Raw genomic sequence first — 14,827 nt, forward strand, 5'->3', positions numbered from 1 at the left:
CGGCTGCGTTTAGCCGCTTTCCTCCTCCCGGACCTTTCGCTCCCACTCATTCAAGCCTTCTCTTCACCACACCAGCCTACCCTCAAAACACGCACCGCACCGTGAGTCCGCCGCGCGTGCGTTTCAGCATCCGGCCCGGGTCGTCCGAGGTCACATCGTCGCGATCCAGCGTCGCCGAAACCGTCCAGCGCGTGTTCAGCCGGTGGATCAACGCCACCCCGAGCTTCACGTTCGTCTCGTCGCGATCCGGACTGACTCCTTCGCGTCCATTGAGCTTTCCCGGCTCCCAGCTCAGCGAGCCCGTCGCCACCAGCCGCGGGCTGATCACCTGCTGCACATTCGCGAAGAACCGATGCACCGTCATGTCCGTGTACACATCGAGATTGGAAACTTCCTCGACCGAAAAACCATAACCCGCCGACACGTACGAGCCCTTCGCATAGTCAGCCTTCACCGCCAGCTCGGCATACGGCATCAGCTCATCGTCCGCGTCCTTGCGCCGCCGATACTCCGCGCCCAGCCGTCCACTCAACGCCGTGCGCGCGCTGAGCACATAGTCCGCCCCCGCCAGCACGAAGTCCGAGTCCTTGTCCTTCGTCTCCCCTCCATCCGCGTACCGGATCGCCTGATGCCGGTACTCCGCCACCGCCTGGATCTCCGGCAGCAGCGCGTGCGTGAGCACCAGCCCGCCGAGGAACTCACTGCGGTCCAGCTCCTCCGCGAGCGTTTCGTTGTCGTAGGAAAATGTCGCCACGCGCCCCTTGAACGTCAGCCCCGTCCGCTTCGTCAGATTCGCCGCCAGCCGCCCGTCGAGCTGGTTGAGCGAGTACGACTGGTCCGTGTTCAGCACCGTGGACAACCCCGGCAGCAACGACTCGGGATTTTTCGAAAGCTGAAACGCATCGCTCAACTCCATCTCCAGCCGAGGGCTGAACGTGTGCTTCACGCTCGCACTCGCGCTGTGGCTGTCGAGGAACTGCTTCCCCGGCCGGTCCACGAAATAATCGACCGATAGCTGGTACGAGGCCGACACTAGCGTCTGGTCCGATGCCGACACATTAAACACAAACCGCGGCGACACTTGATAAACCATGCTGCTCAACTCATCTGCCGGCGCGCCAAAAATGTTTGTGTCATAGTAAGCGCCCGCCGTCGCGTAGATCGTGAGCAACTTTCCTTGCTCCTGCTCCGGGATCGGCGCGTACACCGCGAACGCACTCGCCGACAAAAGCCCCACGCAGGCAGTGGCGAATATCGGGTGCTTCAGACGTCGGATCATAGCGAGATTGCGGATGTAACGAACGCGCACGCTACGGAAACCAAACGAAAACGCGCAACGCATTACTGCCTCCGCCCAGCCCCGCCCATCGCCAGCGGATCGATCAACACATAAAAATTATCCGCCACTTTCTGCGGCAGGCTCAGCGGAAACCCCGCCGGAAACCGGTTCGTCACCAGCGCCCCATAAACCTCAGACCAGTCGCCTAATTTCCCCCCGGCCTCGTTGCGTTTCGTCAGCTCGCTGAAAAACGGCCGGTCGAGCGTGTGCGGCGTCAACACCAGCGCCACCTGCGCCTGCTCCTGGCACACCCCATAAAAATCCCGCAACGTCGCCGGCCGCGCCCACACGCGCTGCCCGCTGTACCACGCCGCCCCCGCCGGCACATCCGCCAGCCACGCCGGATGCGCCCCGCCGCGCCGCGTCATCTCCTCGCGCATTCCGAGAAACAGCCCGGGATAATACGGCGGATAACTAAAATGCAGCCTCTGCGGCTCCATCACATCATGCGCCAGCGGCAAGGCCTGCACCGCTAGGAGCACCGCCGCCGCCCACCGCGCGTGCGAGCGCAACGCCTCGCTGCTCGCCACCAGCACCACAAAAAACCCCGCACCAAAAATCGCGATCAACGGCGTCGCATACACCACCGGAAACCGCTCACCCTCCCCCGAATCGAAAAACGCCTGCGCCACCACCAGCAGCGCGAGCGTCGCCACAAACAGCCAGCGCACCCGGTTCACCCGGTCCTCGCGAAACCGATACACCAGCCCAGTGACGAAAAACGCCGTGAAGAAAATCCCCCCGCCCGCCCACAACCGCTCGCGAAAACTCTTCTGCAGCGAGGTCAGCATCTTGTTTCCGAGCTTGTCCAGATCCACCACCGGTGCCGCCGCCGACAACGTCGCCCGCACCGTCTCCGGCTCCGCCGTCGGATCGCCCGCCTTCAACGCGATCCCCTGCCAAGCCAGCGCCACCGGATTCCCCGTCAGCACCACGTTCCGAATCATCCAAGGCCCCGCCACGATCAGAAAAACGCCCGCCACCACGACCGTCGCAATCACTCGCGCTCGCCCCAAAAACCTTAACCACGCCCAACCCAGCGCCGCCACCAGCGCCACACCCGCCGCATAGTCCGCGAGAAACATCAACCCGCTCACGCCGCCCGCCGCACCGAGCGCCAGCCACGGCATTTTCCCCGCTGCTGCGCCTTGGTCGATCCGCACGAGCGCGTGAAACAACGCCAGCATCAGCACCATCAGCAGCGGCATTCCGCCGACCGCCACGGTCGTGCTCCAAATCGACGCCGACAGCAGCAACCCCAGCATCGCCACCACGCCCACCTGTTCATCGAAAAGCCTCCGCCCCAGCGCATACGTCTGCCACGCCGCCACCCACAGCAGCACGATGTTCAGCACCAGCAGCACATAGTCCGCGCCAAACCCATCCGGCGGCTTCGGCACCGTGTCGAACAACGCCGCCCGCTTGCCTTCGGGAAACACCTTGAGCGCCCCAGCGATCACCACCGGATAAAGCGGCGCCTGATGCAGCTCCGGCAACGCCTTCGCCGGATCGAACTGCGACGCTTCCGTCCCTCCGCCCGCTCTGCCCGTGTGCTCTTTCATCCACGCCACCGTCTGCGGATAATTCACCAGCGTCGTGAATCCTTCGCCCTTCACCAACTGCCGCGCCACCACCGCCTGCGCCAGAGTCGTCTCCGTCAGCGGCCCGTGAAACTGCACGTACCCGATCCTCAACGACAGCAACACCACGCCTAGGATCACCGCCACCCGCGCCACCCAGCGCCCGCCCGCGCCCACCTCCAGCCAGTGAACCCATTCTTGAAGCGAACGACGTGAATTCATCGAAAACGAATGCGCGCGCTCACTTATCGATTACATCCAGCTCCGGCCAGTCCGCCAGTTTGCGATGCAGCGTCCGCCGGCTGATGCCCATCAACTCCGCCGCCTTCGTGCGATTCCCCCGCGCTTTGATCAGCGCTTCACGCAACAACCGTTTCTCGTTATCCTGAATCAAAAGCGACGCACTCGCCGGGCTCGAAAACACCTGCGCCCCCGCAGGCGCACTCCCCGCCGCACTGGCTCCCGTGCTCGCGAGCCCACTCGCGCCCGCCTGAGTCCCGGCCGCACCCGCCGATCCGGCGGCCATCGAGCTCCCCGACGGCAGCGCCAGCACTTCCCCGCGAAACCGCGGCTCCAGATCGTACTCCGTCAACTTCCCGCCACGACGCAGCACCACCGCGTTCTCCGTAAAATTGCGGAGCTCACGAATGTTCCCAGGCCACGGATACGCCTGCAAATGCCGTAACGCTCCCGGCTCGATCGAGAGCGCGGGCAACTTGTTCTCTTCACTGAAAAACTTCAGATAATGCGCCAGCAACACCGGGATGTCTTCCCGGCGCTCCCGCAGCGGCGGCATCGTGATCCGCACCACGTTCAGGCGGAAAAACAAATCCTCACGAAACTTTCCTTCGCGCACGAGCTGCTCCAGCGTCCGGTTCGTCGCCGCGACTAGGCGCACATCCAGCGGGATCGGCTTCGATCCACCCACGCGCTCCACCGTCTTCGTCTCAAGAAACCTCAGCAGCTTCACCTGCGTGGACGCCGAGATCTCGCCGATCTCGTCAAGAAACAGCGTCCCGCCATCCGCCGCCTCGAAGCGCCCCACCCGCCGCTCCATCGCACCGGTGAATGCGCCGCGCTCGTGACCAAAGATTTCGCTCTCCAGCAAATTCTCCGAGAGCGCCGCGCAGTGAACCGCCACAAACGGCCCCCGCGCCCGCGTGCTCGTCTGATGCACCGCCTGCGCGATGAGTTCCTTGCCCGTGCCCGATTCGCCCTCGACGAGCACCGTCGCCTTCGACGGCGCCACGAGTTTCACGCGGTCGATCACTTCCTGCAGTTTCGCCGAATGCCCGATGATGCCTTCAAAACTAAACTTATCGTCCAGCCGCTCGTGCAGCTGCTTCACTTCGACCTCGAGCGTCTTCGTCTTGAGCGCCCGCTGCATCAGCACTTCCAGCCGCTCGATGTTTACCGGCTTCGTCAGAAAATCCACCGCGCCGCGCTTCATCGCCTCCACGGCTGTCTCCACATTGCCGTACGCCGTCATCATGATCACCGCCGGCTTGTTCGGCAGCGTCAGCGCCTTGTCGATCACCTTGAGCCCCGATTTCCCCGGCATCCGCAGATCGGTCAAAATCACATCGTACTCCTGCGACTCGATCAGGTTGAACGCCTCGTCTGCGCTCGCCGCCACCGACACATCGTAGTTGTCCTCCAATGCCTGACGCAGCCCTTCTCGGGTATGTTTCTCGTCATCGACGATGAGGACACTGGGGACCATGCGCGCCATTCACACGAGCGCCCCCGGACCGGTCAAGCGCGGCGAAACCACCCCGCCCGCGCTTCGACCTCACTTCGCTTTCACGTCTGAACTCTCCAGAGTTCCCTTCGCCACTTCACCAGCACCCGGCTTCCCAGAATCATCGCCCGCTTCATCTCTCCCCAAACGCTTCCCCTCCGCCGCCCCGCCCAGCAACGCCCGCAAATCGTCAATCGCCGCGCGCAACACCGCGACTTCCCGCTTCATCTCCGTCGTCACACTCGCGTTCTCCTCCGCGCCCGCCGCATTCCCCTGCGTCACCTGGTCGATCTGCGTCACCGCCGTCACGATCTGGGAAAAACCCGTGCTCTGCTCGTTCGACGACGTCGCGATCTCGCCAATCAAATCGTCCACCTGCCGCGCCGATCCCAAAATCTGGTTCAGCCCCTCCGCCACTTTCGCGCTGAGCGTCACGCCCGTTTCCCCGCGCTCGATCGAGTCGGCGATCTTCTCCGCCGATTCACGCGCCGCCTGCGCAGAGCGTTGCGCAAGATTTCTCACTTCATCGGCGACGACCGCAAAGCCCGCCCCGGATTCGCCCGCACGCGCGGCCTCGACCGCCGCATTGAGCGCCAGGATGTTCGTCTGAAACGCGATCTCGTCGATCGTCTTCACGATCTTCCCGATGTTGCTGCTCGCCTCTTTGATCGCGCCCATCGCACTCGTCAGTGCCTGCATGTCGGCCGTGCCCGCATCCGCCGCCTGCCGCGTGATCGCCGAGCTGCTCTTCGCCCGGCCCGCGCTGTCCGCATTGCGCCGGGTCATGCTGGAAATTTCTTCGAGCGACGCGCTCGTCTCCTGAAGCGACGCCGCCTGGCTGCTCGCGCCTTCGGCCAGATTCTGGCTCGAGCGGTTCACTTCCTCCGCAAACTGCGCGAGCGCATCCGCCACCTCATCGAGTTTGCCCGCCGTATCCGCCAGCGGCCGCGAGATCGCCCGCTGAAAGCGCCACGCGCCCAACGCCAGTGCGAGCAACGTCGCCAGCAACACGCCCGCCGCGATCTGCATCGCTTGCGCATCCGCTCGCTCGCGCTCCGCCATCTCGACCGCCGCCAGCCGCTCGACTTCATCCGCATGTCGCCGCAACGCCAGCACGCACACCGCGAATCGCGGGTTGTACCGGTCCACATAAACTTCCAGCGCCCCCGCGCCATTGCCCGTGATCACCTGCTCGATCACCGCCTTCCCCGCCTCCTGCAACGCCGTCAGCCCTGCGCGCAAACCTGGCGAGAACGTCAGTATCTGAGCCACGGATTCACGGTCCGTCTTCTCGTACTTTTCCAGCGCCGCCTCGATCTCGTCCGCGTCCTTCAGCCGCAGCATGCCCTGCAACACCGCCTGCGCCGTCATCAACTTTTCCAACGCCGAATAAGATCCGCGCAGTCCCGCACTCACCGACGTCGCGATGCGCGCATCCGCCTCGCGCGTCCAGCGGACGAACCACGCCGACGCCAGCGCCACCACGAGCAACGCAACCATGGCCGCCCCCGCAAATGCCAGCAGTCGCCCCCGGACCGACGAGAACCAGTGACGCATAAAAATTCCCTCCGCCCCCTCAGCTCGAGAGCTTGCTCACGCTGATCCCGACCACGAGCGAGCCGATCGGCTTGCCCCCATCGAGCACCGGCACCGCGATCTGCAGCTGCTGCATCCCGCTCGACTCATCGACCTCCACCGGACCCTGCCACGCTTTACCAGTCATCGGCACATCATGCTTGGGTTTTCCTTTGTGAGACCAGCCCGAGGTCTTCGCGATGAAGCCGACTTTCAATCCTTCCGCATCCGAGACAAATGCCTCGGTGACGAGGTCGCTCTTCTTCGTTTTAAGAAATTGCCCGACGGGATTCTTCGTGAACCCACGCACCAGCGGATCGAGCACCGTGAGCGCACGCCACTTGTCCTGCGTGAGCGCTGCCTGCTCCGGCGGTACCGATGCGTTATGCGCACGCACCGCCTCCACGACCGCCGGCTCGGCGGCCCAGGCCGTGATGAGTTTGATCTGTTCTTCGACTTTGGACTGAACCGCCGGCGCAAGAGCCTGCGCGTGGACGATGCTCGCGCTGGCGAAAAGCCAGAGCGCGGCAGTGATAAATGAGAGACGGATTTTCATGGGAAAAAGAAGCATGGGACGCGGTTGAGAACTCAGAAAATGACCTGCAAGCGCCCCAGCAGACGCCCTTGGTCGGAAAGCACACCGGCGGGATCGCCCAGCAGATAGTTGAGCGACAGTTTCAAGTCGTCGCCCTTTAGGTAATAATTGAGCCCCAGCGTCCACGTGTCGCTCGTGGTGTCCGCCGTGTTCGTGTTCGAGTCATACGTCTCGAAACGCAGCACCGCCTGCAGGGTCTTCGGCAGCACGAAGTATCCGGCAAACGCATTCCAGCCTTCCGCCGTCGCGTCCACGCCCGTGCGCCGGTTCGCGAGCAGGTGGAGAAACTCGCCGCCGACATCCAGCCGCCCCAGCGTCAGCTGTCCATCCGCGCCCCAGCCCGTGCGGTGCCCGGTAAATGTGCCCGTCAGTATGGGTACGGTGATCCCCGTGTCCGCCGAGGCGAACCCGTTCACACCAAACGCCAGCTTGTCCGTGCCGCGCGTCCACGCCGTCGCCGCCACGCGGCCCGCGTACAGGAAGTTCTCGTTGTCGTTCGCGCCGTTGTTCACGCCGTTGCCGTTAAAAAGTCCCACGCCGTAGTTCACGCGCTTGTTCGCAACCACGCCGTTCACGCCGAGCCCGATCTGCCGGCTCACCGTCAGCTGGTCGTTCGGCAGCGAGCGCTCGATGAAAATCGTCTTGGTGTCAGACAGCAGCTGCTCGTAGCCGTGCGGCGTCTTGAACTGCCCGATCTGCACATTCGCAAACGCGTACTTGTTCCAGTTCACGAACGCGTCCGCCAGCTGTGCCCGGTATCCCGATACGCCGCCGACGGAGTTGTTGCCGAAGTCCGACTGGATCGTGAAATCGAAGTTCTCCGCGAACGCGCCCTTCACCGTCAGCCGCGTGCGCCGCAGCAGGAAACGGTCGTTGATCCCCGTGAAGCGCGAGTCCGGCGCATCGCCCGCCTCGCCCTGCATCTGGATGTAGCCGCCGAGCGTGAGCGCCTTCTCTTTGCCCGCGGCCTTCACCACCGTCATCGGCTTGCCGTCATAGCCGATCTGCCGCGTCAGATCGGAAAATTCCTTCAACGTCGGCGCCAGTTCGTCGGCGCTCACCGTATCGTTCATCCGCGACTCGAGCCGCAAGATCGCGGCCTCGATTCGCTTGAGCCGTTCTTCAACGGATAATTCAGGATTCTGGCCATGCGCGACAGTCGTCAGCGCAGCCGCCACCATCAGCGCGTGCAGGTAGGTTTTGGAGTTGTTCATAGGTCAGTCCGCAAAACAGCGGACGCACTTAACAACGACCCCTGCTCGCTGTCCCTTGAGGTGTTTCCCTGCCTATTGCAGTCGGCTGGCCAAAATTTCTGTAAAATCCCCGCCCCTCCTCCCGCCCTCGCTCACGTCAACATCCGCACCCGCCGGTCCCGCCGCGGGAACTGCACTGTCACCACCGTGCCCACGCCCGGGTTGCTCTCGATCCCGATCTGCCCGCCATGCGCGCGCAAAATCCGCTGCACGATCATCAGCCCCAGCCCGCTCCCGCCGACCTTCGTCGTCTGATACGGCTGAAACAACTTCACCAAATCCTCCTGCTTGATCCCGCTCCCCGTGTCCCCAAACGACAGGAACACGAACTCGTCATCCGACCACGTCCTCATCCGCAACGCCCCACCCGGCTCCATCGCCTCCATCGCGTTTTTGATCAGGTTGAAAAACACCTGCTTCAACTGATTCCGGTCCGCCAGAATCACCGGCAACGACTCCGGCAGCTCGGCCTCGACCGTGATGCCACGATCCTCGAGTTCGTTATGTTGAAAATTCAACACCTCCGCCAGCACCTCGGTCAGATGCGTCTCCGCCAGATCCGGCGGCCGCGGCCGGATCGCCTCCAGGAAATTCGTGATGATCCCATCCAGCCGCTGCACCTCGCCCTGACACACACGGATCGATTCCGCCAGCGCTTCCGAGTCCTTGTCCTTCGCCGCCTTCAATTTCTTCAACCGCCGCTCGATCAACTGCAGGTGGATCGTCAGCGAGTTCAGCGGATTCCCCAGTTCGTGCGCCACCCCCGCCGCCAGCAGCAAAATCGACGACGTGCGCTCGCTCTCGATCCGCGCCTCCGTCGTCTGCTTGTCCCGCGTGATGTCCGTCAAAATCACCGCAAACCGCCGCTCCGCCCCGCGTCCCTCCGCCTGAAACGGCACCAGATAAAGCCGCACCACCCGCGCCTCCGGATAAGTCAGCTCGATCTCCCGTGTCGCGACCGGCGAGCCCTTCACAGAATCGTCCAGCGCCGACTCGAGCGACGCCCGCAACCCTGGCACCAGACGCCACAACGTCACCCGTGTCAGCTCCTCCTCGCGCAACCCGATCAACGGATGCGCCGCCTGGTTCGCGTACTCGATCACCCCGTCCGCATCGATGATGAGTACCCCTTCCTGCAACGTGTTGAAAATGTCCTCGAACACGCCCCGCTCCCGCGCCAGCCGCTGCACCAGATTCGCCAGATTCACCGAATCCAGCGTGTCCAGACGCCCCAGCACACGATCAAGCGAAGAATGTTTTTTGCCAGCCATCGCCCGCGGTTGTGGCGAAGCCCCCCGCACCGGTCAACGGCGGCTCACCACCCGCCCACTCCGCCTCAATGCGCATGCCCGTCGTGCCCGTGATGCTCATGCCCCGCGCCAGCCGCCCCACCATCTCCCCACATCAGATGCTCATGCATCCAGTGATGCACCGCCGGTTGCCCACGCACGAGCGTGAGCACGCCAAAAACCACCAGCGCCACCCCGCTCGCCCGCACCAGCCAGCGCCGCTTCGCCACACTGATCTTCTGCCCCACGAGCGCCACCGCCAGCAGCCCCGGCAACGTCGCCAGCCCGAACACATACGCGCCCAGCACCACACCCTTCGCCGAGTTAAAACTCACCAAATAAAGCAGTGCCATCAGCGACAGCCCGCACGGCAGAAACCCATTCACCCACCCGATCAACAAACTCTTAAACAACGACTGCGCGCGCCACAATCCTCCCAGCGCTCCGCACACCGCGCTCCCCTGCCACCAGCGCGCGACCACCGGCGGCAGCCGCCACTCCAGCGCATACGCCAGCCCCGCGACGATCATCGCCGCACCTGCGATCGCACCGAGCACCGTCTGGAAATTCTCAATCGATGTCCTCGCCTCTATCCACTGCCCCGCCAGCAGCAGCAAGACTCCAAGAAACACATACGACGTCGCCTTCCCCACTTGATAACTCACCTGCCGCAACACCACCCCGCCAGCCCCTTTTGATCCCGCCGATGCCGCGATCGCGAACGCCCCGCACATCCCCACGCAATGCCCGCTGCCAAGCAAACCGAGCACGAGCACACCGACATAATCACTAAAAAACATTCCGCGTCACCTTTCGCACCCGCCCACCCGCCGCAAACCGAAAGCCACCGCGCCCCCCGTCTATCACCATCATCCGCACCTCGATCCACGGCTGCTAATGACAATCGCTGCTCCCGATACTTCACCCGCCCGACCTCGCGTCCGCACTTCCCTCCTCCGGTCCATCATCCGTGCCCTCCGTGCAATCCGTGGTTAAAACAATATCCCCGCCAGTCCGCCCGTCCACCCACACCGGCCCCCGTTTGCAAACCGCCCTTGCGTGCGTTTGTTCCCCTGTGCAAAGCAATCCGCCCGTGTCCGCTTCCGTCGCATTACCCGGCCTCACCGCCCGTCTCGATAAACTCGTTTATCACCACGGCGGCATGAGCCTGCCCGAGGACAAGCCCCACGCCTTCGTTTACTTCATCACCATCGAAAACGCATCCGACCGCACCATCACCCTGCTCGGTCGCAAATGGGTCATCCAGCACGCCGACGACACCCACCTCGTCGTCGAAGGCGATAAAATCGTCGGCGAAACCCCCCGCCTCCCCCCCGGCGAACACTTTTCCTACAACAGCTACCACGTCACCGGCGTCGATGCCCGCGCCGCCGGCTGCTTCCACGGTATCGACGAGCTCGGTAACAAAATCCACGTGCTCCTCGCCCCCTTCGACATGCGTGTCCCGGCCACCTGAGCCGCCCCCCGGCCCGACGCCACTATGAGTCTCCCACCCCCGATCTCACGCATCATGCTTTATGTGCGAGACCCGCAAAAAATCGCGGACTTCTACATTACTCACTTCGGCTTCTCAGCCCGCTCCGAGGTCCACGCCGACCTGATCCAGATCGACACCGGCGACAGGAAATTCTCCCTCCTGCTTCACCAAGCCAGCAAAGGCCACCGCCTCGGCCAGTCCTGCATCAAAATCGTGTTCGATGTGGACGACATCGAAACTTTCAAAAGCAACTCGCTCAAAAAGGGGCTGAAGTTCGGCAAAACATTCAAAGGCGAGGGCTACGAATTTGCAAATGCCCGCGACCCCGCCAAAAACCCGATTCAGATCTCCCGCCGGGCTTTCCTGACCTGAAACGTCCACCGTTTGTTCGGCGGGCAGAATCAACGCTTGCCGGTCACCCCCTGCGCCGTCTTCACTCATCCTTTATACATGAAGTTAATTGATTTGAACCGCGACGGCGGGATCGGGGCTAACAGCCATTTTCTCCAGATTGGCGACCTGAACATCGTCATCGACAGCGGCCTGAACCCGAAACAAACCGGCCGCACCGCCACCCCCGATTTCAGCCCGCTGCGCGGAGTGCGCGTGGACCTTATCATCATCACGCACTGCCACTTGGACCACATCGGCAGCCTCCCGGTACTTATGCGTGAGCAAAAGGATGCCGCCGTCGCCATGACAACTTCCAGCCGCATGCTCATCGAGCGCATGATGCACAACTCCGCGAGCGTCATGCTCCGCCAAAAAGAGGATAACGGCGGCAAAGAACCCGTCCTGTTCACCCACGACGACATCGACCGCCTCTCCAAGCGCCTCCTCGGTTTCCCGTATAACCAGGCCAAACGCTTCCAGGGCCGCAAAGACGAGATCACCATCATCTTCCACCCCGCCGGCCACGTTGCCGGTGCTGCCGCCGTCGAAATCCATCACAAGAAACGCCAGATCTTCATCACCGGCGACGTCCTCTTCGAAAACCAGCGCACCCTCCCCGGCGCGAAATTCCCCGCCGGTCACTTCGACACGATGATCATCGAGACCACGCGCGGAAACACTGAGCGCCCCCTCGGCAAATCCCGCGTCGAAGAAGTCGCCCGCCTCATCACCAGCATCAACGACACCATCAACCGCGGCGGCTCCTTCCTCCTCCCCGTCTTCGCCCTCGGCCGTCAGCAGGAAATCCTCTCCATCCTCAGCGACGCCCGTAAATTCGGCAAACTCGTCGACTGCCCGATCTTCGCCGCCGGTCTCGGCATGGATCTCGCCGACTACCTCGACGAAATCGCGCGCAAGACCAAGCACGTGAACTTCTCCAAGAACGTCATCAAAGACCTCAAGATCCAGCCCGCTCCGCGCAAACTCGTCGCCGGCGAAGATCCCAAACAAAACGCCCTCTACATCATCAGCTCCGGCATGTTGGTCGAGCGGACGCCCTCTTACACGCTCGCCTCCGGCCTCATCAGCCACGCGCGCAACACCATCGGTTTCGTCGGCTACTGCGACTCCGAGACCCCGGGTGGCGAACTCCTCGCCGCCAAGACCGGCGACGAATTCCTCTTCAAAACCGCCGGCGTCAAAGCCAAGATCAACGCCCGCGTCGAAAAATTCGAACTCTCCGGCCACGCCGACCGCGAAGAACTCCTCGAATTCGCCGTCCAGGCCACCCCGCGCAGCATCATCCTCACCCACGGCGAGCAATCCGCCCGTGACTGGTTCAAAGAACAGCTCGCCATCAAGCTCCCCCAGACGACGGTCATCGACCCCGTCCCGCTCCAGCCCTACCAGGTCTAAGCTCGCGAAACGTCACCAATCTCAAACGCGCACTTTCCCGTGCGCGTTTTTTTGCGTCCAGCCCTCGGCTGCCGCCAAAAAAACCACGCTCTCCGCCATAAGTCCCATAGGTCCCATGCTCAAACCTTCGCTCCGACCTTAGCGCCTTCGCATCTTTGCGATTCACTTCACCCTCGCCCGCGAACCGCCCAGCCCTCGTCCCGCCCGCACTCAACTCACGCCCCGATCAACCCCCGCAGCTTCGCGCACACCGCCGCATTGCCCGCTACATACTGGATGCGCCCCATCTTCAGATTGAACTGCGTCATCGGAAACTGCTCGCCGTTCAAAAACTGCACCTCCCCTCCGCCCGCGATGCACAGCGGAATCGCCGCCGCGATGTCCCAGATCTTCACATTGTGATCCACCGTCGCGTCGAGAATCCCCACCGCCACATAAGCCAGATGCAGCGTGCTGCTGCCCAGCCCGCGAATCTTAAAATTCTCCACGAGCGCTGACGCATGCTGCGCGTACTTCCGGTCAAACGGACTATGAAACCCCAGCAAACTCTGCGGCGTCGGCGCCTCGCTCTTCACCTTCGCCGGCTTCTCTCCATCCCACAGCCCGATCCCCGGCCCGCCATGAATCAACACCCGCCGGCTCATATCATAGACCAGCCCGTACACCGGCCGCCCGTTTTCAAAAAGCCCCAGTGAAATCGCGCAATGCGCGATCCCCGTCGCATAATTATTCGTCCCGTCGATCGGATCGAGCACCCAGAAAAACCGCGCTGTCACCGGCACCGGCACATCCGTCTCCGCCAGCTCCTCACTGAACACCTGATCGCCGGGAAACTTTTCCCCGATCAACCGCACGATATTCTCCGAGATCGCAATATCGACCGCCGTCACTCGCGTGCCGTCATACTTCCAGTTGCTCTGCGCGCGACCGAACTCCGCGTGCATCAATTCCGCCTGCGCCATCACCGCCGCTTTGCCCGCTTCAATCCGTGCCTGAAGATCTAAACTCATATCGCACCACTCAGCACCGCCCGCCGCATTCGAGCAAGCACCTCCATGCATTTCGCCGCTGGAACCGAAGTTCCACCACCTGGACCAACGGTCCATGCGCTTCACGTCTCTTCTTTTCTTCTCCATCGCACTGTCAGTCTTATCCCTATCCGCGCAGACGCCTCCTCCCTCGTCACCGCGCGTTATCGACGACGCATTTGGCATCGCCATGGAAGGTGCGCCCTACCCGTTCCCCGTAAAATTCCTGTCCTTGGACGTCGAGGGTCAGCCAGTGCGGCTGGCCTACATGGATGTGCGGCCCGCCCACGCAAATGGAGATACCGTCCTCCTGCTTCACGGGAAAAATTTCTACGGCAGCTATTGGGAAAATACTATTCGTACCCTCGGCGACGCCGGCTACCGGGTGATCGTCCCCGACCAGATCGGCTTCGGGAAATCGTCGAAACCAATTATCAACTACACGTTCGATCAACTGGCCGCAAACACCGCCCTCTTGCTGGACCGCCTCGCAATTTCCCAAGTCGCCGTGGTTGGTCACTCGATGGGCGGCATGCTCGCCGTCCGATTCACACTCAACCATCCGGAATTTGTCACCCACTTGGTCCTGGAAAATCCGATCGGTCTGGAAGACTACGCGTCCGCTATTCCTCCACAGACGATCGAGACCCTTCGTGATGCTGAACTCACTCAGACAGCCGACGATTACCGCAAGTTTGTTTCCAACTACCACGCCACTCCGAGCCCCGCGATCGTCGAGCCTTTCGTCGAGATGCGCGACCGCTTGACGCGTGGCGCCGAGTTCCCTCGTTGGGCTCACGTTTCCGCGCTCACCTACGAGATGATTTATCAACAGCCCGTTCGTGGAGACTTCGCAAAAATCGCGCGCCCTACTTTACTCGTCATCGGCCAGGCCGACCGCACAGCTGTGGGGAAAATCTATGCCACTCCCGACATGCGATCGCTGCTGGGCAATTATCCCGCTCTCGGGAAATCAGCCCAAGCCGACATCTCCGGCTCCGAGCTAGTCGAACTTGAAAATGTCGGCCACATCCCGCACCTCGAAGCGCCGGATCGCTTTCATTCGGCGCTCCTCATATTTCTGAAGAAAAAATAACCGCTCTGCTACAGCACGCCGCGG

At 62.5% G+C, this 14,827-nt stretch carries 13 protein-coding genes; 4 read left to right on the forward strand and 9 right to left on the reverse strand.

Annotated features, from left to right (window positions below; genetic code table 11):
* Window positions 1-82: 82 nt before the first annotated feature.
* From CMV30_RS03220 to CMV30_RS03255, 8 genes are all read right to left on the reverse strand, one after another.
* Window positions 83-1,279 (reverse strand): porin family protein, encoded by a 1,197-nt coding sequence (locus CMV30_RS03220; RefSeq protein ID WP_096054682.1) that lies wholly within the window; start codon window positions 1,277-1,279, stop codon window positions 83-85.
* A 62-nt stretch (window positions 1,280-1,341) separates the two neighbouring features.
* Window positions 1,342-3,141: a hypothetical protein gene (locus CMV30_RS03225; protein WP_096054683.1), complete on the reverse strand. Its 1,800-nt coding sequence runs from the start codon at window positions 3,139-3,141 to the stop codon at window positions 1,342-1,344.
* A gap of 19 nt (window positions 3,142-3,160) precedes the next feature.
* Window positions 3,161-4,642, reverse strand: coding sequence for a sigma-54-dependent transcriptional regulator (locus tag CMV30_RS03230; RefSeq protein WP_096057590.1), 1,482 nt, complete (start codon window positions 4,640-4,642; stop codon window positions 3,161-3,163).
* Between the two features lie 69 nt (window positions 4,643-4,711).
* Complete coding sequence (locus CMV30_RS03235) at window positions 4,712-6,217, reverse strand: methyl-accepting chemotaxis protein (RefSeq protein ID WP_096054684.1); 1,506 nt, start codon at window positions 6,215-6,217, stop codon at window positions 4,712-4,714.
* 19 nt (window positions 6,218-6,236) lie between these two features.
* On the reverse strand, window positions 6,237-6,791 hold the full coding sequence (locus CMV30_RS03240; protein WP_138223096.1) for a hypothetical protein: 555 nt from the start codon (window positions 6,789-6,791) through the stop codon (window positions 6,237-6,239).
* A gap of 32 nt (window positions 6,792-6,823) precedes the next feature.
* Complete coding sequence (locus tag CMV30_RS03245) at window positions 6,824-8,044, reverse strand: porin (protein WP_096054686.1); 1,221 nt, start codon at window positions 8,042-8,044, stop codon at window positions 6,824-6,826.
* A 131-nt stretch (window positions 8,045-8,175) separates the two neighbouring features.
* Complete coding sequence (locus CMV30_RS03250) at window positions 8,176-9,354, reverse strand: two-component system sensor histidine kinase NtrB (protein WP_096054687.1); 1,179 nt, start codon at window positions 9,352-9,354, stop codon at window positions 8,176-8,178.
* A 65-nt stretch (window positions 9,355-9,419) separates the two neighbouring features.
* Window positions 9,420-10,172, reverse strand: coding sequence for a sulfite exporter TauE/SafE family protein (locus CMV30_RS03255; RefSeq protein ID WP_096054688.1), 753 nt, complete (start codon window positions 10,170-10,172; stop codon window positions 9,420-9,422).
* A 293-nt stretch (window positions 10,173-10,465) separates the two neighbouring features.
* Between CMV30_RS03255 and CMV30_RS03260 the strand changes: the two genes are divergently transcribed.
* From CMV30_RS03260 to CMV30_RS03270, 3 genes are all read left to right on the forward strand, one after another.
* Window positions 10,466-10,849, forward strand: a complete 384-nt coding sequence (locus tag CMV30_RS03260) for a Co(2+)/Mg(2+) efflux protein ApaG (RefSeq protein ID WP_245844385.1) — start codon at window positions 10,466-10,468, stop codon at window positions 10,847-10,849.
* Between the two features lie 24 nt (window positions 10,850-10,873).
* A complete protein-coding gene (locus CMV30_RS03265; protein WP_096054689.1) occupies window positions 10,874-11,242 on the forward strand; it encodes a VOC family protein in 369 nt (122 codons plus the stop codon).
* Window positions 11,243-11,320: 78 nt separating this feature from the next.
* Complete coding sequence (locus tag CMV30_RS03270) at window positions 11,321-12,679, forward strand: MBL fold metallo-hydrolase (RefSeq protein WP_096054690.1); 1,359 nt, start codon at window positions 11,321-11,323, stop codon at window positions 12,677-12,679.
* 215 nt (window positions 12,680-12,894) lie between these two features.
* Here the strand turns inward: CMV30_RS03270 and CMV30_RS03275 are convergent, their stop codons facing one another.
* On the reverse strand, window positions 12,895-13,689 hold the full coding sequence (locus CMV30_RS03275) for an inositol monophosphatase family protein (protein WP_096057592.1): 795 nt from the start codon (window positions 13,687-13,689) through the stop codon (window positions 12,895-12,897).
* A 94-nt stretch (window positions 13,690-13,783) separates the two neighbouring features.
* On the opposite strand from CMV30_RS03275, the gene CMV30_RS03280 reads away from it, so the two are divergent.
* A complete protein-coding gene (locus CMV30_RS03280) occupies window positions 13,784-14,803 on the forward strand; it encodes an alpha/beta fold hydrolase (protein WP_096054691.1) in 1,020 nt (339 codons plus the stop codon).
* Window positions 14,804-14,827 lie beyond the last annotated feature (24 nt).

Source organism: Nibricoccus aquaticus (genome assembly GCF_002310495.1).
Taxonomy (GTDB): Bacteria; Verrucomicrobiota; Verrucomicrobiia; order Opitutales; family Opitutaceae; genus Nibricoccus; species Nibricoccus aquaticus.